Genomic DNA, 23,749 nt, shown 5'->3' with positions numbered 1-23,749 from the left:
GGTGAAGTCAGGTCACGGGCAGTTCTTGCAGCTTCGTCTGGTTGAGGAGGTCCGTGATCGACAGGTCCGTCACATACTGCAGACCCAGTCCGGGCTGGCCGAACCAGGGCCTGATCGGGCCGGCGTGGACGGTGAACGACTGGACGACCCGGTAGAGGTGGTAGCTGAACGGGTGGCTCGGGTCGTAGGTGTCGAGGTTGCTCGGCGGGATCGCGCGCTTGGCGTACGGCGTGCCCGCGGGCGCGAGGAAGTGGCCGGTGCCGCTGCCGAACAGGTCGACCAGCTGTCCCGGGCGGAGGTTCAGCAGATGTTCCACCGGCTTGCCGTTCTTCAGCACGAAGCCGTTGTTGTCCGGGTACCACCAACCGGACAGTCCCGTCTGCGGATTCGTGTTCCAGTAGCACCCGAGGAACCAGTAGGAGGAGGTGCTGTCTGTGCGGTGATACCCCTTCAGCATCGCGCCGAGCGGGCCCGACCGGGGGAGCAGCGCCGGTCCCAGCCGCCAGTCGTCGTCGTAGTACCGCTGGATCGGCGGTGGTGCGGTGTTCGTCCCGCGGTCCCGCTCCTGGATGGGGCAGCGGGCGCTCTGTCCGACACGGGGCTCGACTGCGTGGGCCGTGGCCGGGGTGATGCCGAGCAGCAGCAGGAGCGACGCGAGGGTGCTCCGTACGAGAACGGGCAGTAGACGCATCCGGTGTCCCTTCGGTCCCTGGCGCCGGGCAGGCGCCTGCATGCGCGCGAGGGCGGCCGGTCGCGTAGAGGGATGACAGGCGGGGTGGACAGGCGGCCTCGTCGTGGTCCGCGGCCCAGTTCATGCGGGTCGTACACGGACGGGAGGAAGGCGCCGCAGCAAGTCACCCGATCCGATGAACACCGTTCCTCGGCCGGCCCAAGGGACGGGCGCCGGACCGGTACCGCGCCGACGCCGGCCGACCCCGCGACCGCAGGATGCGCAGGGTTCGCGGGAGACACCGACGGGGGTTGTCGCCGTCCGCTCGGGAGGGGGATCGACGACGGGCCGGGACTCGCCCGGCACGACAGGAGGCCTACGAGCGCTCCGCCGTCCCGATCTCCGTACGCCCCGCCCCTCCGCGGGCCCGGGTCCGGCCGAGGGACCAGGCGGCCAGAGCCACCAGGACGGCTGCCCCGAACCCGTACACCGGCAGCCACAGGGTCGTGGTGGACGCCAGGCAGTCGGCCACGACGGTATGGCTCTGTTGCTGCTGTGCGTGGGCCAGCGCCACGGGGTCGCGTCCGGTGAGGTCCGCCAGCGCGGCCTCCACGCGGAGGCGCTCGTACCGGCCCAGCTCACGGCACTGGGCGCGGGTGCCCCGCATGGGGAACAGCCATGACCAGCGCTGCATCATCGGAGCCAGCGTGATCGCGACGCACAGGCCGACGACGACGGCGTAGGTCATCAGGTTCACGGCGTAGGCGGAGCGCAGGCCGGGTGCCCACGTCGGCAGGCGGTAGAAGCAGAGGATCAACGCGAGGAGCGTCCCGCCGAGATAGGTCGCGAACCACTGCCAGGAACCCTGCGCGAGTGCGGCCGTCAGCACGGCGGCCAGCGCGATGCCGATGACTCCGGGCTGGGGCGCGGCGCTGTGGGCGCCCGTGCCGGCGTCTTTCCGGGCTGTGCGAAGGCCGAGGTCGTCCACCGTGTCTCCCGCCTGGTCACGAGGGCACCAGTGTGCGCACCGATCGCGCCCTCGTCCCGGGACCGGGCCGGACCGCCCGCAAGCCCGCCCGGTTGGCGGCGCCGTCCATGGCCCTCACCCGTGCCCCGGGATGGACCCGTGCCCCGGCACGGACCCGGGTGTGGAAGGAGCCCGGAACCGGCTCGGCACCCGGCGTGATGCCGGGTGCCGAGCGGTTGCGGGCGGTGTCTTTACGGTCGCGGGGTGACCCGGACGGTCACTCCGCCCGGCGTCAGGGAATGTGCCGGGCGATCCCGGTCGCCTTGCCCATCACCCATTCGAGAGGCCCGCGCTGGAAGGAGCGCGACCACAGGGTGGCGAAGGCGGCGACGGCCACGATGAAGCCGAGCAGCACGTGCAGCGCCGGGCCCGGCAGTTCGTCGATGCCCAGGACCCGGATGGCGACGATGTGGGACACGTACGCCGTCAGCGACATGGTGCCGACCGCGATGACGGGACGGGCCAGACGGCGCAGCCGGGGGAAGACGTCCATGGCGGAGAGACAGAGGGCCAGGACGGTGATCGCCACACCCGTGTTGGCGAGGATCGACAGGGTCGTCTCGCTGTGCGGAGAGGCGGCCAGCAGCCAGGCCGGAGTCGTGCCGGTCGGGTAGCCCGCGGTGTCGGACCACCAGGCCGACGACGCGGCCCCGCCCGCCCCGGAGGCCCCGATCGCGTCGAGGGCACCGGGGACGAGGTGCAGCGCCAGCCACGAGCCTCCGTAGCCGACGACCGCGAGAGCGACGCCGGTCAGGGCGATCCGCGTACGGACGGCCGCCGACGCCAGGTCGAGGCGGGCGACTGCCATGCCGGCCAGCACGAACGGGAGCCAGGTCAGGGCCGGGTAGCTGCCGGTGACCAGCAGGGAGAGCAGGCCGTCGGGCCGGCCGGCCGCGGTGGACGCGCCGCCGGCCAGCGGCGACAGCACATAGAGCAGCTGCGGGAACACCAGCGCCGTGCCGACGGCCAGCGCCGCGAGCGGCCCCGCGCCGAGCCGGTACAGCGGCAGCACCAGCAGGAAGTACAGCCCGTAGAAGGCGAGGATCACATCGACCGGGGTGCCCCACATGGTCAGGGCGCTGCCCACGGCCAGCAGGATGACCGCCCGGATGATCACCTTGGCGACGGCCTGCCGGCCGGCCTGCCCGGTCTTCGGCGTACGGCGCCCGGTGATGAGAACGACCGCGAAGCCGGCCAGGAGAGCGAACAGGGCGGAGGACCTGCCGTGCGCCAGCTCCATCAGGAAGCCGGTGACACCACCCTTGCCCGGGTCGGGTCCGACATGGGCCGCGAACATGCCGAAGACAGCCAGACCGCGGGCCAGGTCCACGCCGACCAGGCGGCCCGTCGAGGGCCGCCCGTTCTCCCGTGTTCCGTTCTCCCGTATTCCGGTCGCGCTCTCGGGCACTCGGGCCGGGGGCGCGACGAGGACTGCGTCGTATGTCATGCATCCAGACTGGAAAAGTACTGGTCAGTGGGGTACCCGGCAGAAGTCCGCGCGAACCCCGCCGACCGGCGGCAACCGGCCCCCCGACCGGCTGGACCGGGCGGGCGGCCTCATGGCGGGCGGCGGCCGGCTCCGGTCGGCGGGAGACGGATGCCTGGGGCGGTGGGGAGGCGGATCCTTGGAGGGGGGCGACGAACCGGAGGGCGGAGCGCACGTGATCCGGGTGGCGGTGGTGGACGACGAGGCACTGGTCCGGTCCGGCTTCAGCCTCATCCTCAACGCGGCGGACGACATCGAGGTGGTCGCGACCGCGACCGGGGCGGACGCCCTGGACGCGGTCCGGGAGCACCGGCCGGACATCGTCCTGCTCGACATCCGGATGCCGGACGTGGACGGTCTCACCGTGCTGCGGGAGCTGCGCGCGCTGCCGGAACCGCCTGTCGTGGCCATGCTCACGACCTTCGACGCCGACGAGTACGTCCTGACGGCCCTGCTCTCCGGCGCGGCCGGCTTCCTGCTCAAGGACACCGAGCCCGACCAGCTGGCCCAGCTGGTGCGCACACTGGCCGCCGGCGGCGTGGTGATGTCCCCGCAGGCGTCCCGGACCCTGCTGCACACCCACCCCGGCACCGAGCCCTCCGCCGTCGACGAGGAGGCGGCCCGGGTCGAGCTGCTGACCGACCGGGAGCGGAACGTGCTCGTCCTGCTGGCGGAGGGCCTGTCCAACGCCGAGATCGGAGCCCGCCTGCACCTGGGCACCGGCACGGTCAAGGACCACGTCAGCGCCATCCTCACCAAGCTGCGCGTGGCCGGCCGGGTACAGGCCGCCCTGCTCGCCCAGCGGGCCGGGCTGCTGGGCACCGACCGGGAAGGGCGGTGATCGAGATGACCGGTACGACCGGGGCCACTGGGGCCACCGGGGCAGCCGGGGTTGCCAGGACCACTGGGGCCACCGGGGTCACCGGGCTCACCGGAGCCGCCGGGACGGCCGCCCGGCCCGGCAGGAAGCAGCTCTGGGAGCGCGTACCGGCGCCCGTGGTCGACCTGGGTCTGGTCGCCCTCGCCGCGCTCGACGCGGGGCTCAACCTCTCGGACGACACACCGTTCGGACTGACCCTCGCCGCCGTCGCCTGCGCCGCCCTCGCCCTCCGCCGGCGTTTTCCGCTGGTCGTCTTTCTGCTCACCCTGCCCGCGACCCTGATCCAGGACACCCTCGTCGCCCCGCTCGCGGCCCTGTTCACCCTGGCCGTGCGCTACCGGGACCGCCGTCTGCTCGCCGTGTGCGCGATCCTGTCGGCGATCGCCACCGCGATCCCCTGGCCGCCGGGCCCGAGCACATGGATCGGCCGGACCTGGACTCTGGTCGACTTCGTCTACACCCTGGCGACCGCCGCCGCCCCCGTCCTGCTCGGCCAACTCGTCCAGGCCCACCGCGACTTGTCGCAGCGCCTGACGGAGATCGGGGAGGCGAGGGAACACGAACGCGTCCTGCACGCGCAGGCCGTCCTCGCCCGCGAACGCGCCCAGCTGGCCCGCGAGATGCACGACGTCGTCTCCCACCAGGTCAGCCTGATCGCCGTACAGGCCGGCGCCGTCCAGGTCGCCGCCAAGGACCCGGAGACACGGGAGGCCGCGCGCTCCATCCGCTCGCTGAGCGTCGGCACGCTCGACGAACTGCGCACCATGGTCACCCTGCTGCGCGCCTCCGGCGGCGACGTCACCGAACTGACCCCGCAGCCCACCCTGGCCGACCTGCACAAACTGGTGGCGTCCAGTGGTATCGAGGCGGAGCTGAGGGGCGAACTCTCGCCCACCGTGGGCACACCCGCCCAGCGGGCCCTCTACCGCACGGTGCAGGAGGCCCTGACGAACGTCCGCAAGCACGCTCCCGGAGCCGAGGCCACCGTCGAGCTGTGGCACGACGGCCCCGATGTCGGCGTGACGATCAGCAACACCGCGCCGTCCCGCCCGGCCCTCCCCCTCCCGAGCGCGCACCAGGGTCTGGTGGGCCTGAAGGAACGCGCGGACATCCTGCACGGCACCTTCGAGTCCGGCCCCACGGCGGACGGCGGCTTCCGGGTACGGATGCGGATCCCGGCCCACGCGGACTGACCCGGACCGGCGTTCCGGGTACGGTCCGACGACCTTCCGCTCCGACGTCCGACGCGGGGAACGGCCGGGTCAGCCGAGGCACACCACGAGCAGGCACAGATGCGCCGGTGAGGTCGGCTGCGACGACGGGTTCGTCTGCGGGGTGCCTGGGGCCGTCGTGCCGGTGGTCGCGGACGGGGACGTGGGCGTGGACGGTGTCTGCGCGGACGTGCCGGTGCTGCCCGTGCTCGTCGAGCCGCCGGAGGCGGGCGCGGCCGTCTGCGGATACGCGGCAGAGGTCTCGGCGGGAACCGGGGTGGCCGCGGAGTCGGGCCGGGTGTCCGGCCGCGCGCTACGGGGCGTGGTGACCAGGGCCTGCCGGTGGGGGGTGCCGACGACGGGGGACTCGGCGGCGGACATGGTGTGCGAGGGCTGCGGCGCCGACGAGGACCGGTGGGTGCCGGGCGAGGCCGTCTCCGGCAGGCTGTCCTCGCCGGTCTGCTCGCCCGCGATGCCCATGCTCCGGTTGTCCGGCGCCGCGGCCGCCTGAGCCCGGTCGGGGGACTGCCTGTCCAGCGCGGTCATGGTCAGACCGCCACCGACGATCGCGACGGCGGTCGCGACCGCGGCGCGCCGCTTGTTCTTCTTCCAGCGGGCCAGCTGGCGGCGCCGGGCGGCCCGTCCCGTCGGCGCGGCGGAGGGAAGGCCGTCCAGCTCGTCGGACGGGGTGTCCACGTCGTCGGACCGGTCGAAGGGGTGGGCGGTCTCGGCCGGGGCCGGTGCGGAAAGGTCGCTGTCGTGCCACGTGCCGGACAGGGCGAACTCCCGCGCCGGGGTCCCGGTCATCGCCGCGCCCGTCGTCGGTGCGTAGGCGCGTGTGGCCATGGGGGGAGCGATGTCCGGGGCGTAGGCACCGCACCCCGGACACACCAGGGCGCCGTTGAGATGCCGACGGCACGAGGAGCAGTAGTCCATTTGCGGTCTTCCTGAGTCGACTGCGCCTGCGGCCTCGGCCGCGGCCTGGCCACGTTCGCACGTGGGTTCCAGCGGCTAGTCACGCTAACGGGGCTTTCGGAGGACTGTGTGGGCCCTGTGTGGCACTCCTGGGTGGATTCTCTGCGCGTTCGTGGGCGTGGTGTGGTCGGCCGTGCGGCGCCGAGCGGCGGGGACGGACCGGCCCGGTCGCGGCACCGGTGGCCCCGACCCGCCACTTCTTTGATCATCATTGACCGTTTCGTTTCCCCGCCGTCGCCGGCATCGCCTAAGCTCCGCTCACTTCCCCGCTTCATCAGGGGCTTCTTCAGTTCCGGGGGTTCGAAACCACCGTGCGTATACGCACTCTTCCGGCCGCGACAGCGCTCGCGGTCCTCTTCAGCTCGGCCGCGCTCGCGGTCACGTCGACCGCACCCGCGCTGGCCGACTCCAGCACCGTCCTGCCGGTCCAGTCGACCGGCGACGTCGTCGTGGACGGCGTCCACCAGCGGGTCTTCATCAGCGACCCGACCGGCGGAAAGGTCGTCGCGACCGACTACAGCGGCACCGTCGTCGGCACGATCGACTCCCTGCCGGGCGTCCGCGGCCTGGAGCTCTCCGCCGACTCCGGCACCCTGTACGCGGCCGTCGAGAACGCCGACGCGATCGTCGCCATCGACACGGCGACCGCCACCGAGGCCCACCGCTACCCGACCGGCGCCGGCAGCCAGCCCGAGTACCCGGCCCTCGCCGGCGGAAAGCTCTGGTTCGGCTACCGCGACCAGGGCAACGGCAACATCGGCTCGCTCGACCTGAGTGGTACCGACCCGGTCGTGACGCTCCACCAGGACACAGCCAAGAACTGGCTCGACGCCCCGATCCTCGGCTCCTCGGCCGGTGCCCCGGGCACCCTCGTGGCGGGCGCCTCCGGGCAGAGCCCGAACGAGTTCGCCGTGTACGACGTGTCGTCGGGCTCGGCGAACCGCACCGCGTACGCGTGGGACCCGGGCAGCAGCAGCGACCTCGACGACCTCGCCGTCACGCCGGACGGCAAGGACGTCGTCACGGCCAGCGGTGCCCCCTACAAGCACCAGGTGTTCAAGCTCTCGGACCTGTCCGAGGACGGCAGCTACACCACCAACCCGTACCCGAACGCGGTCGACATCGCCCCGAACGGTGCGGTCGCCGCGGGCAGCTTCTCCTGGTACGACCCGGACGTCCACATCTTCCAGCCGGGCGTCTCCTCGCCGGTACGGCAGTACGACTTCCCGAACACGGGCCACAGCAGCGGCGCCGACACCCTCGCGGCCTCGGGTCTCGCCTGGGCGCCGGACGCCAGCAAGCTGTTCGCGGTGTCGTACAACGACGCGGACGTGTACTCGCTGCGGGTCCTCAACGACCCGACCAAGGCGGACACCACCCTCACGGCGACCGTCCCGGTCACCGCCCCCCGCGCCAAGTCCCTCACCCTCACGGGCAAGCTGATGTCGGACACCGCCGCGTTCCCCGTCGGCACCAAGGTCTCGGTCACCCGAACCGACGACGAGTCCCGGTCCGGCAAGGCACTCGGCACGGCGACGGTGGGCGCCGACGGCTCGTACTCCTTCGCCGACACGCCGCCCGCCGGCGGCAAGGTCACGTACACGGTCACCTACGCGGGCGACACCTACCACGCGGGCGCCACCACGCGGAGCACGGTGAACGTCACCCGCACGGCGACCACGGTGACGCTGACCGGCAACGGCAAGGTGTACGCGTACAACAGCCCGGTGAAGTTCACGGCGCACCTGGGGACGACGTACAAGAACCGCACCGTCGGCATCTACGCCGATCCGTACGGCGCCGACAAGCCGGAGAAGCTGGTGAAGTCCGGCACCGTCGACTCCTCCGGAAACCTGTCCGTCACCCTCAATCTGACCCGCGACACCAAGGTCAGCGCCAAGTTCACGGGAGACACCCGGTACGCCCCCGCGACGGCCACCAGCACGGTCGGCGCACAGGTCGGTGTGTCGTCCGCGCTCAGCGGCTACTACACGAGCAAGACGGCGTGGAGCGAGACGTACCGCTACTTCCACCAGTCCAAGGACCCCGTCTACACCACGACGATGACGGCGTATCCGGGCCGTAAGTACAAGGTGGAGGTGCAGCGTTACGACCGGGGCGCCTGGCGTGCGACGCACTCCTCGTACCTCGAACTCGGCTCGGGCGGCAAGGACACGCTCGAACTCACGGGCACCCCGCCGACCGGCGTCCGCTTCCGGATCCGTTCGTCCTACGTCGACACGACGTCGGGCGACAACGTGAACTCGACGACGTACGGAACCTGGAAGTACTTCATCTTCACCCGCTGACGTCCGCCCCTTCCCTGTTTCCCACGGCCCCGGCAGCTCCTTGTGAGCCCGGGGCCGTTCGTCGTCGCGCGCTGAGGCTGTGTCAGCAGGGCTGCCTGCCACGGCGAGTGTTACCGAACTCGGACACACCGTCGACACAAAACCCTCACGCGAATATCTGTTCGCATGCCATCATTCCGGCGGCAGAAGCGACCCACCGGAGTACACCCGAGCCGTCATGCCGCACCGGGTGCGCCGGTCCGAGGAAGGATGACGCCCCGCATGGGCAGACCCGTTCCCCCGCAATCCCGCCTCCGGGCGCCGCACCGGCTGCTGTGGCCGGTCGCCGCGGCCGCCGCCGGAGCCGCGCTCATCGCCGGTGTCGTGCAGACCCCGCCCCGGACCGGGCCGGACGCGGCGCCGGTCGCGGCCGTGAGCTGCGCCGACGGTGTGTGGAAGGCCGACTACTACGCCAACACCACCCTCACCGGCACACCGCGCAAGTCACTGTGCGACAAGTCGGTCGACGAGAGTTGGGGCAAGGGCCATCCCGCCGGAATATCCCTGCCCGACGACCGCTTCGGCGTGCGCTGGACGATGCGCCGCGACTTCGGCGGCGGCGGCCCCTTCCTGCTGAAGACCGCGGCCCAGGACGGCGTCCGGGTCTGGGTCGACGGCACCCGCTATGTCAGCCTGTGGCGCGACTACTCCTCCACCCAGCGCGCGAGCGTCAAGGTGACCGTGCCGCGCGGGACGCACACCGTGCGGGTCGACTATGTGGCGCTCACGGGCTCGGCCAACGTCTCGGTCGGCCTCGCCCCGACCACTCCGGACCGGACCGCCCCTCTGGCCCCCGCCTCCGTCAAGGCGTCGCGCGGCGACGGCAGGGCCACCGTCAGCTGGGCCCGCAACGCCGAGGCGGACCTGGCCGGTTACCGGGTCTACCGCGCCACCGGCACCCCCGTGCCGACCGACACCGCCCACCGGGTCAGCGGCTCCGGGCTGCTGACCGGGAGCACGTTCACCTCGACCGGGCTGCACAACGGCACGAAGTACTGGTTCGCCGTCACCGCCGTGGACCGCGCCGGCAACCAGTCCCGCCCCTCGGCGAACGTCTCGGCCGTCCCGGCCGACACCACCCCGCCGCGGTCCCCGGACCTGCTGGGCGCCGACGGCTACGGCGACATCGACCTCAACGGCAACGGCGTGCCCGACCCCGACGACGACCTCGGCGAGAACCACCTGAGCTGGGGCCCGAGCTGGGACGACGACTACAGCACCAGGGATTCCTTCGCCGGGTACGCCATCTACCGCGCCACCGCCCCCGGCGGCCCGTGGACCAGGATCCGGAGCGCCGACGCCCGGGTGGTCCAGGACAACGCCTACGCGGACCAGGACGCCCCGATCGGCATCACCGCGTACTACCGGGTGACCGCCGTCGACACCGCCGGCAACGAGTCCGCCCCGGCCGCCACCGAGCCCGGTGAGTACGCCAGGAACATCGCCTCGGCGCTGCGCCCCGACACCGGTCTGTACCCGCCGCAGCAGCCCACCGGGGTCAAGGGCGGCCTCAGCGACGGCAACGCCGTGCTGGACTGGGCCGACAACCCGGTCGGCAGCCCCGTGCACGGACTGACCGACGGCTACCAGGTGCAGTCCGCCTCCTCGGCCGCCGGCCCCTGGACCCTGCGCGCCGGCGCACCGCTCACCGCCTCGCAGTTCACCGACGCCACCCTGCCCGAGGGCGGCACCCGCTACTACCGGGTGCGCGCCGTCGGCAAGGCCGTCGACGCCGACACCCCGCGCGCCTACTCGGCCTGGACCGATCCGGTCGCCGTCGACCGCCCGCAACCGCCGGACACCACGCCGCCCGCCGCGCCCGCCGGACCCGAGGTCACCGCGCCCGACGGCGGCACCACCGCCACCCTGACCTGGACCACCAACGGATGGCCCGGCTACGAGCAGGACTTCGCCGGCTACCAGGTCACCCGCGGCGCGGGTCCCGACGGCCCGTTCACCGACTCCGGAAGCCCCCGCACCCCCCAGTGCGCCGACGTGCCCGGCACCGAGCAGGTCCGCTGCACCCTGACCGACGGCCCGATCGCCGCCGACGCCACCCCGTACTACCGGGTCCTCGCGGTCGACCGGACGGGCAACCGCTCCTCGGGCACCGTGGTACGGCTGAAGCGTTCGGCCCCGCCGGCCCCCACGCCGGCCAAGCCCACCGGGCTGACCGCCACGCGTGACGACGGCGGCCTCCTCCTCGACTGGGACGACTCCCCGGCGTCCGAGGCCTATCTCTACTACCTGTACCGCACGACCTACGGCAGCCCGTGCGCGAGCGTCGACACCTTCCACACGGCCGCCTCCTACTACCTGGACACCGACCCCTGGCGCAAGGCCCGTTACTGCTTGACGGTGCGCGGTTTCCAGGGCACCTACAGCGACCCGGTCTGGATCGACGTGTCCGACGAGCCGGGCCCCGGCCCGCAGGCGCCCGGGAAGCCGACCGCGGCCGGCACCGCCGACGGCGTCCGGCTGACCTGGTCCGCCGCCGACCCCTCCGTGACCCGCTACGAGGTCTGGCGCCGCACCGAGACGGACGCCGTGTACTTCAAGACCGCCGGCCTCCCGGCGACGACCTCCCCGGACTGGACCGACACCGGCGCACCGGCCGGAGTGCCCTCCTGCTATCGGACGATCGCCGTCGACGCGGCGGGGAACCGCTCGAACTTCTCCGAGGACGACTGTGCGGTGCGCCCGTACCCCGAGGGCACCGCACGCCCCGACCGGCCCGCGGGGCTGACCGCGCGGCAGGACGGCAGCCAGGCGGTGCTGTCCTGGCAGCCCGTCCCCGGCGCCACCGGCTACCTCGTCTACCGGTACTGGAACGACGCCGCCAACCCCGGCACCCGGATCCAGGACCAGCCCGTGGCGGCCACGACCGTGACCGACACCGCCGCGCCCTCTCCCTCCTCCAACGCCTCGTACGCGGTGGTGGCCGTCAACGCCGACGGGGTGCGCTCCGCGGCGGCGGTGCTGCCGTGGACGGGCGACGGCTACGGCGCCTCCATGACCCTCGCGGCGAGCGGCTCCGCTGACGGTGTGCGGCTCACCTGGACGTGGGCCTGCCAGAACGACTGGTGCCCGGCACCCTCCTCGGTGACGGTCCGGCGCTGGAACCCCGGCACCCAGGTGTGGGACGAGCTGACCTCGGCCCTGCCCGGCACGGCGACGTCCTACCGGGACACCACCGCACCGTCCGGGGCCACCTCCTACTACCGGGTCCAGGTCTACGGCCAGGACGGCGACACCCCGGAGCAGATCGGCTACGGAGCCGTCCCCGGCACCCGCCCCGCGGCGCCCGCCGCCGACTGAGGGTTCCGCACAGGGACGTGCGCAGAACCAGGAAGGACGGCACGAAGGCCCGGGTCCCCGACCCGGGCCTTCGTCGTGTCCGGAGCTCTTGGGGGGTAACCGGCCGGGAACGGATCGGTATCGCCCCTTCCTAGCCTGCACGAGCCGGTCCGGCGGAACGGACACCGTGCGAAGGGGAGTCGTCGCCACCCGGTCGGGGCCTCTCCCGGCCGTCCGACCGCCGGGATCCGCCGCCTGTTCCCTGTCCGCATCGGGCCCGTCCGGCCCGTGCCCCCCCATGGAGGAACCTATGCACCCGTTGCTGCGTGTCAGCGAGGAGGTCCGGGCCGCCCTCGCCGACGGGCGCCCCGTCGTGGCCCTGGAGTCCACCGTCATCGCCCACGGCCTGCCCTACCCCGGCAACGTGGAGACCGCGACGGCGATCGAGAAGGCGGTGCGCGACGCGGGCGCCGTGCCCGCCACCATCGGCCTGGCCGACGGCCGCTTCACCGTCGGCATGAGCGAGTCGGACCTGGAGCGGTTCGGCACCGCCAAGGGCATTCCGAAGGTGTCGAGCCGTGACATCGGGGTGGTCCTGGCCGGCGGTGGGCTCGGCGCGACGACGGTGGCGTCGTCGCTGGTCGCCGCCTCCCTCGCGGGAATCCCGGTGTTCTCCACGGCGGGTGTCGGAGGCGTGCACCGCGGGGCGGGCGAGACGTTCGACGTCTCCGCCGACCTCGTGCAGTTCACCCGCAGCCCGGTCGCCGTGGTGTGCGCGGGCGCCAAGAGCATCCTGGACCTGGGTCTCACGCTGGAGTACCTGGAGACGCAGTGCGTGCCGGTCATCGGCTACCGCTGCGACGACTTCCCCGCCTTCTACTGCCGCTCCAGCGGCCACCGCAACCCGCAGCGGATCGACGAACTGCCGCTGCTGGTGCGGGCACTGCGCGCGCACTGGGCGACCGGCACGGAGGTGGGCGCCCTGGTGACGCACCCGATCGCGGAGGCCGACGCGCTCGACTCCGAGTATGTCGAGGGGGCCATCACCGACGCCCTCGCGCAGGCGGACGCGCAGGGCGTCACCGGTCCCGCCATCACCCCCTTCCTGATGAAGGCGGTCAGCGCGGCCACCGCGGGTGCCAGTGCCGCCGCCAACCGCGCCGTGCTCATCTCCACCGCGGCCCTCGCGGGCGAAGTCGCCGTGGCCCTGGCGGCTGCCGGTCAGGAGGAGTCGTCATGACCGGGGCGCTGCTGCTGGACCTCGACGGCACGCTCCTCGACACCCCGGGGGCCATCGCCCGCACACTGCACTCCGTCCTCTTCGAGGTCGCCGGGCGCGCCGTCGGGACGGACGCGGTGCGGGCCACGGTCGGCAAGCCGCTGGACACCTCCGTCGCCGCGCTGCTCGGCCGGGACCCCGCGGACCCGGTCGTCACCGAGGCGGTCGCCCGTTACCGCGAGGCCTTCGCCGCCACTGTGCTGCCCCGGGCACGCGACATCGTCCTGCCGGGTGTCGTCGAGGGGCTCACCCTGGCCCGGGAGGCCGGGGTGGCGCTCGCCATCGCCACCAGCAAGGTGCGCGCGAGCACCGAACCGCTTCTGCGGGCCGCCGGTCTCGACGGCTTCTTCGCCACGGTCGCCTGTCACGACATGGTCGACCGTGGCAAGCCCCACCCCGACCTCGCCCTGTACGCGGCGGAGTCACTGGCCGTGCCGCCGGAGGACTGCGTGGTCGTCGGCGACAGCGGTGACGACATGCGGATGGCGCGCGGGGCCGGGATGCGGGCGCTCGGCGTCACCACCGGGGTCGCGGGCGCCGAGACGCTCGCCGAGGCGGGCGCGCACGACGTGTACGACCGGTTCGACGAGCTCGTACGGGACGCGCTGGCACACGAACGCGAGGTGGTCGGACCATGACCGGGACCGGACCGGCCGGCCGGGCACAGGCGGCCGATGTCGTCACGGCCGCCCTCGCCCCCGCCGTCTGGGGCACTACGTACCTCGTCACCACCGAATGGCTGCCGCCGGGCCGCCCCCTGCTCGCCGCGACCGTCCGGGCCCTGCCCGCCGGACTGGCGCTGCTCGCGATCACCCGGTGCCTGCCGCGCGGCGCCTGGATCGGCCGCGCCCTCACCCTCGGGGTCCTCAACATCGGGGCCTTCTTCACCCTGCTGTTCGTGGCCGCCTACCGGCTGCCCGGCGGACTCGCCGCGATCATCGGCTCGATCCAGCCGATGATCGTGATCGCGCTCGCCTTTCTGCTGCTCCGCGAGCGGGCCCGCCTCAGCGACTGCCTCGCCTGTGTCCTCGGCACGGCCGGCGTGGCGCTGCTGGTCCTCAGCGCGCAGGCCAGGCTCGACCTCGTCGGCGTGATCGCGGAGCTGGCGGCGACCACGAGCATGGCCGCCGGTATCGTCCTGGGCAAACGGTGGGGGCGCCCGGAGGGCGTCGGACTGCTGGCGTTCACCGGCTGGCAGCTCACCGCCGGCGGTCTGCTCCTGCTGCCGCTGGCCCTGGCGGTCGAGGGGTCCCCGCCCCGGCCGACGGGGGAGAACCTGCTCGGCTTCGCCTATCTGGCGGTGATCGGCGCACTCGTCTCGTACGCCCTGTGGTTCCGCGGCATCGAGCGGCTGCCCGCTTTCACCGTGTCCCTGCTCGGCTTCGTGAGCCCCGTGGTGGCGACGGCACTGGGCTATCTGGTCCTCGACCAGTCACTGACGCTCACTCAGATATGCGGGGTGGTACTGGTGTTCGGCGCCATCCGGCTCGCACAGCGGTCGGCGGTCCCCCGCACCCCGGCGCCCGGGCGCGCTGGTCCCGGACCGGGAACGGATCGGGAACGGGCGTTCCTAACCTGGCCGCGACAACGTCGAGTGAGGGAGAGGTCAGTGCAATGACCGAGATCGTGCTCATGTCCGGCAGCGTTCGTGACGGCTCGTACAACTCCGCGGTCGTCGCCACCCTGCGCCGTATCGTCGAGGAGCGCTTCGAAGGGGTGTGTACCACCGTCGTACGCCCCGCCGAACTGCCCTTCTACGACGAGGGCATGGACGCGGCGAACGGCTCCGAGGCCGTGCTGCGGATGCGTAACCGTGTCGCCGCCGCGGACGTCCTGGTGATCAGCACCCCGTCGTACAACGGTGCCGCCCCCGGCGTCCTCAAGAACGCGCTGGACTGGCTCTCGCGGCCGTACGGCGAGAGCTGCCTGGACGGGCGGACCGTGGCCGTCACCAGCGCCTCGCCCGGTCCGCGCGGAGCCGTGGACGCGCAGCCGGGGCTCGTGGAGGTGCTGGGGCACGCCGGTGCGCTGGTCGTCGAGCACCCGCCGGTGGCCGTGGCCAACGCCGGTGAACTGCTGGCAGCGGAGGGGGAGTTCACGGAGTCCGAGACCCTCGACGCACTGGAGAGCCTGCTGCGGACCGCGCTGGCCGCGGCCCGGGAGCCCGTGCCCTCTCTCGTCGGCTGACCCCGCGTACCCTCGACACCACGTCCGTACCGCCACGGAGTCCTATGCACCCAGTCCTGGGCGGCCGGTGTTCCGGCGCCCCTCCTCATTGCCCGGCGCACACCCTCCGGGTCACGATCGCGGTACCGGTCCACGGCCGGGCACGGACGGCAGAACAGTCGTCCGTGCCCGGCCGTGCCGCCGTTGCCGGCGGTGCGCCCCGTCCTACGCCTCCCGCCCGTCCCCGCCCCACGTCTTCCGCCCGTCCCCCGACACCTTTCCGTCGAAAGTCCTCCGCCGAAAGCCTTCGCCGTCATGAGCACACCACCCCCTCACCGCCGGATCCTGATCGCCGGCCCGACCACCGCGCTCGTACGGGCGGCCGGAGCGGCCGGGTTCCGGGTCTGGTCCCTGTGTGACGCCCGCCGATGTCCGCCCGAGGAACTGACCGCCCTCTCCGAACGCGTGCTGGTCGCCGACTTCGGCGACGAGGCCGCGCTCAAGGAAGCCCTGGACACCGCCGCCGCCGTCGGCCTGCACGTCAACCCGCCGGGCACCGTACGGCTGTTGGCGGATCACGAAGCCGTACGGCGGCTCGTGCACGACAACCAGCTGTGCCCGCCGGAGGCCGCCGAGGACGCGGCCGGGGACCGGTACAGGGTCGACACGCTGAGCGTGCACGGTATGCACCACACGGTCGGCATCACCGCCGAGACACCCTGGGGTCTGCTGCATCCCGCGCCCCTCGCCGGCGACACCGCCGCCACGCTGCGGTCGGTCGTCACCTCACTGCTGGACCTGGCCGGGTACCAGTACGGGCCCGCGCACACCGAGGTCGTCCTCACCCCGGACGGGCCGGTCACCACCGGCTGCGCGGCCGTCGTCGCCGAGGAACCGGTGCCGTGGCTGGTGCGGGTGGCCTCGGGGCGCGAGCTCGTAGCGGACGCCTTCGAGGTGCTCGCCGGGCAGGATGTCGCGCCCGTACGGGCGCTGCGGTTCGCGGCCTCCGTCACGCTCCCGGAGATCCGGCCGGACGACGTACGCGCGCTGCCGTACGTGCGTCAGGTCGTCAGGTCCGACGGCGAGCGGGGCGGCCAGGTCGTCCTGGAGGCCGAGTCGCCGGAGCACGCCGCTGAACTCGCCTCCCGCATGAAACGGTTGTTCGTCTGATTTCCTTCGGGAACGTTCCGTCAGGAACTTTCCTTCAGGAACGCCGAATGTCCCGGTGGCCGGCCACCGGGACATTCGGCGTATGAGGGGGAGAGGGCGGTTCAGGAGCTGAAGGCGCGCTGGTGCCAGACGAGGCCCCCGTCGGCGCCCTCCGGAGCGTCGACCTCGGTGACCCGGCCGATCAGGATCGAGTGGTCGCCGCCGTCCCGGGCCGCGTACCGCTCGCAGGTCAGCCGGACACCCGCGGCCAGCGCCGGGGCGGGCGCCGGTCCGGGCAGCAGGGGCGCGTCGGTGAACCGGCGGTCCGCCGGGCCCGCGAACCGCATCGCCAGGTCCTCGTCGCCGGGGCCCAGGAGATGGACGCAGAAGAACGGCGCGGAGACCAGCGCGTCGTGCGAGCCGGCGCGGCGGTCCAGACAGACGAGGAACAGCGGCGGGTCCAGGGAGAGCGAGGAGGCCGCGCTGACGGTCATCCCGCGCGGGGCGCCGAGGTCGTCGTAGCAGGTCACCACCGTCACCGGGGCCGCCAGCGCGGCCATCGCGGAGCGGAAGGCAGCCGGGTCGACGGACTTCCGGACGCCGGAGGGCGCCGTCAGCAGGGGGGTGCTCATCGGATCGCCTCCACGCGCCGGGCGGTCGGCAGCCGGCGGCCGTCCGCGGGGGTGTGCACGCCGGTGCGGACGTCCCAGGCGATCCGGCCCGCCCGCAGCGTCGTCACCACCCGGCCGGTGAACGTCCAGCCCTCGTACGCGGACCAGCCGCACTTGGAGCGCACGTCCGCCGCGGACATCTGCCACCGCTCGGCCGGGTCGAAGAGCACCAGGTCGGCGTCCGCGCCGGGCTCCAGGCGGCCCTTGCCGGGCAGTTCGAACAGGGCCGCCGGCCCGCTGCCCATCAGACGTGCGAGATGGCGGGCCGCCTCGTCGGCGGGTACGGAGCGGGTGCGCAGGCCCGTCCAGATCGACACCGCCAGCTCCTGCACCCCGGGCAGTCCGGGTGGCGCGTCGGCCGGCGGGCGGTTCTTCTCCTCGATCGTGTGCGGGGCGTGGTCGCTTCCGGCGGTGGCCGCCTCGCCGTTCAGCACGGCCTGCCACAGGCGTTCCCGGTCGGGCTCGTCCCGGATCGCGGGCGAGAGCCGGGTGCGCGGGCCGCGGCGGCAGGTGTCGGCGTGCGTGAAGGACAGATGGTGGCCGGTGACCTCGAACGTGACCGGCAGTCCCTCGCGGGCGGCGGCGACCAGCAGATCGATCTCCTCCGCCGACGAGGTGTGCAGCACATGGGCGGCGGTGCCGTGGCGGCGGACCAGTTCGACGACCTGGGCCACCGCCACGATGGCGCCCGAGCGGGGGCGGTGCGGTTCGTACTCGGAGTAGGTGTGCGGGTCGCCGCGCCAGGAGTCGAGCAGATCGAAGACCCGCTGGTCCTCGGCGTGCAGGACCAGCCGGACGCCGCCTCGGGCGGCCGCCTCGAAGGCGGCGTCCAGCTGTGCGCGGTCGCGGAAGACGACCGGGGCGGTGTGGTGGCCCGCCATGAACACCTTGGCGGAGGTGGCGATATCCGGGTCCAGGGTGGCCAGCAGCCCGGGGTTGGCCGGGTCGGCGCCGATGTGGAAGCGATGGTCCACCCCCGCGTGGCCCGCCACCAACTCCGCCTTGGTCCGCAGGGCGTCCTCGTCCAGGCCGGGCGGACGCGTGTTCGGCATGTCCATCACCGTCGTGACGCCCCCCGCCAGCGCCGCGGCGCTCCCGTGCTCCCAGTCCTCCTTGTACTCCAGGCCCGGTGTACGGAAGTGCACATGGGAGTCGATCAGGCCCGGCAGGACATACCGGCCCCGGGCGTCGATGCGCGGTCCCTCGGGCAGCGGGGCGTCCGGCCCGAGCAGGGCGGCCACCTTGCCGTCGTTCACCACGACCGTGCCCTCGTGCACGCCCTGCGGGGTGACCAGCCGGCCGCCCTCGATGATCAGCTGTTCCATGACATGCTCACCAGTTCCCTGCACAGATCGTTGGTCGGTCCCATGAGGGCCACGGCACGGGCGTCGCGGCCGTGGCGGTTGACGGGGTGTGTCTCGACGTAACCGGCGGAGCCCAGCATCCGCGCGGCCTCCGCGCACACCTCCTCGGCGCACACCGAGGCGAAGAGCTTGGAGTGCAGCGTCGCCATGCCGGGGTCGGGCGCGTCCCGGCGGCCGGCACGCTCCACCACCGCGCGGGCCGCCTCGACCCGGGTGGTGAGGTCGACCAGCCGGTGCCGCACCGACTGCTGGGCCAGCAGCCCACGGCGGGCCGCCTGGTCGGTGACGGCGTCCAGGGCCGCCTGGGCGAGGCCGACGGCGACCGCGCCGAGCGTGGCGCCGCTCTCCCGTACCCGCGCGATGATCGAGGCGGCGGCGCCGAGCGGGCCGAGCCGGTCGGCGTCCGGCACCCGGCAGTCGTGCAGCGAGACGAACCCGGTGGCCGAACCGCGCATCCCGGCCAGCCTCATCGAGGTGTCCGGCCTGAGGCCCGGGGTGCCGGAGCGGACGAGGTAGAAGGTCTGGCCCGCAGCGCCGTAGCCGGTGTCGGGGGCGGCGCTGTCCTCGGGCGCACCGCTCTGGGCGAGGACGAGGTAGAGGTCGGCGATGCCGGCGCTGGTGGTGAAGGACTTCGCGCCGTCCAGCAGCCAGTCGCCGTCGGGCAGCCGGCGGGCGGTGGTGGAGAGGTTCTTCTTGTTCGCGCCGGCGCCGGACTCGCTCCACGCGGACGCGGCCAGCCACACCCCGGAGGCGAGCTTCGGGAGCAGTTCGCGGTGCTGGGCGTCGGTGCCCTGTTCCACGATGCGGCTGGTGACGGCGTAGTGCTGGAACAGCATGATCGAGGCGGAGGCGTTGACCTCGGCCACCTGGGCCACCCGCCGGTTGAGCTCCACCGCGTCGGCGCCCGCCCCGCCGAACCGGCGCGGCACGGCGAGACCGAGCAGCCCGGTGCGGCGCAGCACGGAGACGGCCGCGAGGTCGGGCTCGCCGGTGCGGTCGGCCTCCTCGGCGCAGCGCGCCAGTTCGGCGAGGCCGTCGGTGAGGTCGGCGGGGAGCGTCTCGGGGGCGGCGGCCGGGTTCACAGGGGCAGTGACAGGCATGACGTGTCCTCGGGGCGTGAAGGGGAGGGAAGGCCGTAGGGGTCGACGGAGGGCGCCACGGTGTGCTCGTAGCTGACGTACTTGTCGGCGACGGAGACCCAGCCGAGGCGGGGCGCGTCGGCCGGGCCCGTGATGCGGGCCCGGGCCCGCAGCGGGCCGCCCGGGGTGCGCAGCCGGACCAGCCCGGACTCGTGCCCGGCGGCGCGGGCCAGGGAGAAGGGCACGGTGCCCTCGATGCCCACCGCGGTGCCCAGGCAGATCGCGCCGGTCAGGGCGAGCGTGGGGTGCCAGGACGGCACGGACACCGCGCGGACCGCGAGTTCGCCGTCCGGGCCGGGCAGCAGGGCCGCGACTTTCGGGAACGCGCCGGAGGAGTCCCAGCCCATCTGCTCGCACACCGCGAGGCGGACCCGGCCCAGCAGGCCGAACAGCTCGTCCCCGGCGGTGAACAGCTCCCTGGTGTCCCGCACCCCGAGATCGCCCGCGCCGACGAAGACATACGGATTGCCCATGTCGACCAGGGACACCGGGATCCGTCGCCCGTCGACCGGCACATGGGTCACCGGTTCCCCGGTGACGAGCAGATCGTCGACCGGGCGGGCGGGGGTGCACAGGAAGTGAGCGGTGAACCGGGTGCGGTCGGGGCCGGTCTCGTCGACCTCGCAGACCACATGGTCGCCGTTGTTGAGCACATTGACCCGGACGCGCCGGCCCGGCTCCAGCGGCGGGATCATCCCGTCCCGGGCGGCGGCCTCGACGGCGGCGAGGATCGAGTGGCCGCAGGAGCCCCGGGTGTCGAAGCGGCCCCGGCCGCCGGGCAGCGACTGCACGAAGTAGTAGTCGAGGTCGAACAGCGGATGCGCGGAGGGGCGGACGACGGCGTTCTTCAGTACGGTCTGCCGGGTCGCGGGGTCGAGCCCGTCGCGGATTCCGGCCAGCCCCTGAAGCAACTCCGCGTCGCCGTCGGGAAGCCGGTCCGCGTCGATGACGAGCGTGGGGCACGGGGCGCCCTCGGCGCGCACCAGGTGGGCCGCGCCGGCTCGGGTGATCGTGGCGTTCACCGTGCCCCCTGCGGCGCCGGGGCGGATATGGAGGAGCCGGCGAAGAACTGGTCCCGCCACATCTGGTGGGTCATCAGGGACCACAGGGCGAGGGAGACCTGGTCGGACGGGCGGGCCGCCTGCTCGGTGAACAGGCCCTCGACCGCCTCGGGGCGCAGTCGGCCGTCGGCCCGCAGAACGGCGGGGGCGAGGGTGGCGCGGGCCAGGTCCCACAGGGTGGAGCCGGGCTGGAGCATGGCGGTGATCGGCAGGGTGAACGGCTGCTTGGGCCGGTTGAGCACGCTGTCCGGGACCAGTCCGCGGGCCGCCGCGTACAGGGCGCGCTTGACCCCGCCGCCGGTGATGCGGTGCTCGTCGGCCAGCGTGGTGGCGTAGCGCACCACCGAGGGCTGGCAGAACGGCAGCCGTACCTCGACCGAGCTGGCCATGCTGAGGTGGTCGACACGGCGCAGGTGGTAGGCGGGCAGCCGGTAACGCTGCTCCACCGCGCACAGCCGCTGGAGCCGGCTGCCCGAACCGTGCCGGAGCGTGCGCAGCAGGTCGTCCGGGAGCGCGGGCCCCCGGTCGGCGACGGCCGCCGCGTAGTCGCCGGTGTAGAGGCGGGCGCGCAGCGCGGCGGGCACGGCGGCGAGGTGGTCGAGGTAGGTGTCCACCCAGCCGGGGCCGCAGGGCGCGGTGACCGCCTGGGTCATCCGGGCGTAACCGCCGAAGAGTTCGTCGGCCGCGTCGCCGGTGAGCGCCACCTTGAAGCCCGCGTCGCGCACCGCCCGGAACAGGGAGAAGGTGCTGAGCGTGATCGGGTCGGCGTTGGGCTGGCCGAGGTGCCAGACCACGTCCGAGAGCAGCTCGGGGAAGCTCGCCGGGTCGACCTCCACCTGGTGGTGGACGGTGCCCGCGGCCCGGGCGACCTCCGCCGCGTAGGCGCGCTCGTCGAAGGGCCAGTCGCCGGAGTAGGCGATGTTGAAGCTGTGCAGCCCGGAGTGGGTGCGTGCGGCCAGGGCGGTGACCAGGCTGGAGTCCAGGCCGCCGGAGGTGATCGCGGCCACCGGGGCGTCGGCGACCAGGAGCCGGGAGACCTCGCGGCCGAGCAGGGCGCGCAGTTCGTCGCCGGTCTCGTCGAGGGTGCGGTCGTGCGGCTCGGCGACCGCGGAGGCGGTGCGCACACGCAGCCGCGGGCCCTCGCGGCGGGTGACGACGAGGGTCGCGGCCGGCGGCAGCACGTCGATGCCCTCGAACATGGTCCGCTCGCCGAACGGCGTCTTCAGCGACAGATAGGCGTCCAGACCGAACGGGTCCTCGTGGGCGGGGATGTCGGCGAAGCCGAGCAGCGCCGGGATCTCGGAGGCGAACCGGAACCGGCCGGTGGCCGCGTCCCACGTGTGGTACAGCGGCTTCATGCCCGACTCGTCGGTGGCGATTACCAGGCGCGGCTCGTCGCGCAGGTCCATGACGGCGACGGAGTACATGCCGTCCAGGTGCTCGGGGAAGCGGTCGCCGTAGAGGTGGTAGAGGGCGGGCAGGACCGAGCCGTCGCAGCGGTCGGTGAAGGTGAACCCGTGCCGGGTGAGGCGGCCGCGCAGCTCGTCGTGGTTGTACAGCTCGCCGTTGAAGACGACGGTGACGCCGTCGAGGTGGTACGGCTGATCGCCGCCCTCGGGGTCCATGATGGACAGCCGGTTGTTGCCGAGGGCCCACTCCGGGTGCGTGGCCTCGGTGCCGGCCGTGAACGATTGGGCGTCGGGGCCGCCGTGGTGCAGCAGGGCGGCGACCGTGCGCAGCTCGCGGTGGGCGGTACGGGCGTTGAAGGTTCCGTAGATACGGCACATGGCGTCAGATCACCTCGGAGGAGACGCCGGCGGCGTCGTAGAGGGCGGGGTCGAAGGGGGTGGGGCCGCCGCAGGTGACGAACCGGCGGGCCTCGGGGCCGGTGTGCGGGTTGCGCGCGCCGTGCAGCACTCCCGGGGCGGCGTACAGCACGTCCCCGGCGGCGACGTCGACCCAGCGGTCGACGAGGTACATCTGGCCGACGCCCTCGAAGGCGATGAACGCCTCGTCGGAGTCGGGGTGCAGATGGACGTTGAAGGTCTCGCCGGGCTCCTGGATGCCGCAGTGCAGACACAGCTGGCAGCTGCCGGAGCCGGGCCAGAAGACGAAGTTCATGGCGGCCCGGCGGCCCTCGGCGCTGACCTGGCCGGTGCCGGCGAAGCCCTGCAGCCGGGTGGTCTCGTCCCACAGGGAGGAGAAGAACTTCGGGTCGGTGCCGAGGCGGCGGCCCTGCTGGAGCGGGGACCGCCACACATAGACGGTCATGCCGGCGTCGTCGGCGGTGAGGGCCAGGGCGCGGCCGGTCGGCGCGTACGCGGCCGAGGCGGGCCGGGCCGGACGGCTGTCGTCGTCCACGGCGAGCCGGCCGGAGCCCGCGAAGACGACCGCCGTGTTCTCCTCCTGAAGGGTGTGCGGTGGACTCCAGGTCTCACCGGGCGCTATGCGGGCCACGTGCAGCGTGACCCAGGTGGCCCCGGCCTCGGGGCTCACGGGCGTGGCGACGGTGGTGCGGGACCCCTCCTGGGGCTGGAAGACCAGCTCCTCGGAGCGGATGATCCGGGCGTCGCCCAGGTACGTCGCGGTGTGCGTCGCTGTCATTGGTGACTCCAGGCTCGTACGGCACATGCGTCTCGCATGTCGTGTTCGAGCCGAGCGTCGACGGTGGCCGTACCGGTGATGTCCCCGCCCGCTCCCGGTCGGGGGCGGCGGACCGGGACCGGGCGGGAGCCGACCGGGACCGGTTCGGGAAGACGGGGCGGCACCTTTGGGGTGTCGCCGGGAGACGGCGGCAGGGACGAACCCCCGAGAGGAGGTACGACCGTGATCCGTAAGCCCGTTCGCCGGGGCGTCAGCTCCCGCAAGTCCGCGCTGTAGGCCTGATGGCCTTCGTCCCCTGTCCCTTCGAGTTTCGGGAAGGAGGAGCAGCCGTGATCCGTAAGCCCGTTCGCCGGGGCGTCAGCTCCCGCAAGTCCGCGCTGTAGGCCTGATGGCCTTCGTCCCCTGTCCCTTCGAGTTTCGGG

Annotated in this window: 19 protein-coding genes; 9 read left to right on the top strand and 10 right to left on the bottom strand. The window is 73.2% G+C overall.

From position 1 onward, the window contains the following. Nucleotides 1–7: 7 nt before the first annotated feature. From AB0L95_RS06760 to AB0L95_RS06750, 3 genes are all read right to left on the bottom strand, one after another. Nucleotides 8–691 carry a TNT domain-containing protein gene (locus AB0L95_RS06760; protein WP_365158021.1) on the bottom strand — a complete coding sequence of 228 codons (684 nt, stop codon included), beginning with the start codon at nucleotides 689–691 and terminating at the stop codon, nucleotides 8–10. Between the two features lie 355 nt (nucleotides 692–1,046). Beyond that, complete coding sequence (locus AB0L95_RS06755) at nucleotides 1,047–1,658, bottom strand: hypothetical protein (RefSeq protein ID WP_365158018.1); 612 nt, start codon at nucleotides 1,656–1,658, stop codon at nucleotides 1,047–1,049. 271 nt (nucleotides 1,659–1,929) lie between these two features. Further along, nucleotides 1,930–3,144, bottom strand: coding sequence for a DUF418 domain-containing protein (locus AB0L95_RS06750; RefSeq protein ID WP_365158015.1), 1,215 nt, complete (start codon nucleotides 3,142–3,144; stop codon nucleotides 1,930–1,932). 214 nt (nucleotides 3,145–3,358) lie between these two features. Here AB0L95_RS06750 and AB0L95_RS06745 point away from each other — a divergent pair, with 214 nt between their 5' ends. After that, nucleotides 3,359–4,024, top strand: a complete 666-nt coding sequence (locus tag AB0L95_RS06745; RefSeq protein WP_365158729.1) for a response regulator transcription factor — start codon at nucleotides 3,359–3,361, stop codon at nucleotides 4,022–4,024. Between the two features lie 5 nt (nucleotides 4,025–4,029). Further along, nucleotides 4,030–5,256 carry a histidine kinase gene (locus AB0L95_RS06740; protein ID WP_365158011.1) on the top strand — a complete coding sequence of 409 codons (1,227 nt, stop codon included), beginning with the start codon at nucleotides 4,030–4,032 and terminating at the stop codon, nucleotides 5,254–5,256. A gap of 69 nt (nucleotides 5,257–5,325) precedes the next feature. On the opposite strand, the gene AB0L95_RS06735 is transcribed toward AB0L95_RS06740, so the two are convergent. Beyond that, a complete protein-coding gene (locus AB0L95_RS06735) occupies nucleotides 5,326–6,210 on the bottom strand; it encodes a hypothetical protein (protein ID WP_365158008.1) in 885 nt (294 codons plus the stop codon). A gap of 350 nt (nucleotides 6,211–6,560) precedes the next feature. Here AB0L95_RS06735 and AB0L95_RS06730 point away from each other — a divergent pair, with 350 nt between their 5' ends. From AB0L95_RS06730 to AB0L95_RS06700, 7 genes are all read left to right on the top strand, one after another. Continuing rightward, nucleotides 6,561–8,558: an Ig-like domain repeat protein gene (locus tag AB0L95_RS06730; RefSeq protein ID WP_365158005.1), complete on the top strand. Its 1,998-nt coding sequence runs from the start codon at nucleotides 6,561–6,563 to the stop codon at nucleotides 8,556–8,558. A 261-nt stretch (nucleotides 8,559–8,819) separates the two neighbouring features. Beyond that, nucleotides 8,820–11,915 carry a PA14 domain-containing protein gene (locus AB0L95_RS06725; RefSeq protein ID WP_365158002.1) on the top strand — a complete coding sequence of 1,032 codons (3,096 nt, stop codon included), beginning with the start codon at nucleotides 8,820–8,822 and terminating at the stop codon, nucleotides 11,913–11,915. A gap of 289 nt (nucleotides 11,916–12,204) precedes the next feature. Continuing rightward, nucleotides 12,205–13,134 (top strand): pseudouridine-5'-phosphate glycosidase, encoded by a 930-nt coding sequence (locus AB0L95_RS06720; RefSeq protein ID WP_365157999.1) that lies wholly within the window; start codon nucleotides 12,205–12,207, stop codon nucleotides 13,132–13,134. Beyond that, nucleotides 13,131–13,811, top strand: coding sequence for an HAD family hydrolase (locus tag AB0L95_RS06715; RefSeq protein ID WP_365157997.1), 681 nt, complete (start codon nucleotides 13,131–13,133; stop codon nucleotides 13,809–13,811). The genes AB0L95_RS06720 and AB0L95_RS06715 overlap by 4 nt, the downstream gene beginning before the upstream one ends. After that, a complete protein-coding gene (locus tag AB0L95_RS06710) occupies nucleotides 13,808–14,791 on the top strand; it encodes an EamA family transporter (protein ID WP_365157994.1) in 984 nt (327 codons plus the stop codon). Before AB0L95_RS06715 ends, AB0L95_RS06710 begins: the two co-directional genes overlap by 4 nt. Continuing rightward, a complete protein-coding gene (locus tag AB0L95_RS06705) occupies nucleotides 14,788–15,360 on the top strand; it encodes an NADPH-dependent FMN reductase (RefSeq protein ID WP_365157992.1) in 573 nt (190 codons plus the stop codon). Before AB0L95_RS06710 ends, AB0L95_RS06705 begins: the two co-directional genes overlap by 4 nt. A 294-nt stretch (nucleotides 15,361–15,654) precedes the next feature. Next, nucleotides 15,655–16,509: a hypothetical protein gene (locus tag AB0L95_RS06700; RefSeq protein ID WP_365157989.1), complete on the top strand. Its 855-nt coding sequence runs from the start codon at nucleotides 15,655–15,657 to the stop codon at nucleotides 16,507–16,509. Nucleotides 16,510–16,610: 101 nt separating this feature from the next. Here AB0L95_RS06700 and AB0L95_RS06695 read toward each other — a convergent pair whose 3' ends face one another. From AB0L95_RS06695 to AB0L95_RS06670, 6 genes are read right to left on the bottom strand one after another with little or no spacing between them, the layout of a single operon-like run. Then, complete coding sequence (locus AB0L95_RS06695) at nucleotides 16,611–17,120, bottom strand: flavin reductase family protein (RefSeq protein WP_365157987.1); 510 nt, start codon at nucleotides 17,118–17,120, stop codon at nucleotides 16,611–16,613. Then, nucleotides 17,117–18,484 (bottom strand): dihydroorotase family protein, encoded by a 1,368-nt coding sequence (locus AB0L95_RS06690; RefSeq protein ID WP_365157985.1) that lies wholly within the window; start codon nucleotides 18,482–18,484, stop codon nucleotides 17,117–17,119. Before AB0L95_RS06690 ends, AB0L95_RS06695 begins: the two co-directional genes overlap by 4 nt. Continuing rightward, the gene (locus tag AB0L95_RS06685; protein WP_365157983.1) at nucleotides 18,472–19,623 is read right to left on the bottom strand and encodes an acyl-CoA dehydrogenase family protein; all 1,152 of its coding nucleotides are present in this window, start codon (nucleotides 19,621–19,623) and stop codon (nucleotides 18,472–18,474) included. Before AB0L95_RS06685 ends, AB0L95_RS06690 begins: the two co-directional genes overlap by 13 nt. Next, complete coding sequence (locus AB0L95_RS06680) at nucleotides 19,602–20,684, bottom strand: PrpF domain-containing protein (protein WP_365157980.1); 1,083 nt, start codon at nucleotides 20,682–20,684, stop codon at nucleotides 19,602–19,604. The genes AB0L95_RS06685 and AB0L95_RS06680 overlap by 22 nt, the downstream gene beginning before the upstream one ends. Continuing rightward, nucleotides 20,681–22,510, bottom strand: a complete 1,830-nt coding sequence (asnB, locus tag AB0L95_RS06675) for an asparagine synthase (glutamine-hydrolyzing) (protein WP_365157977.1) — start codon at nucleotides 22,508–22,510, stop codon at nucleotides 20,681–20,683. Before asnB ends, AB0L95_RS06680 begins: the two co-directional genes overlap by 4 nt. 4 nt (nucleotides 22,511–22,514) lie before the next feature. Further along, nucleotides 22,515–23,327: a cupin domain-containing protein gene (locus tag AB0L95_RS06670; RefSeq protein WP_365157975.1), complete on the bottom strand. Its 813-nt coding sequence runs from the start codon at nucleotides 23,325–23,327 to the stop codon at nucleotides 22,515–22,517. Nucleotides 23,328–23,749: the final 422 nt, after the last annotated feature.

Origin of the sequence: Streptomyces sp. NPDC052036, from assembly GCF_040680495.1 — a bacterium.
Lineage (GTDB): Bacteria > Actinomycetota > Actinomycetes > Streptomycetales > Streptomycetaceae > Streptomyces.
This window is presented reverse-complemented; position numbering and strand designations above follow the sequence as displayed.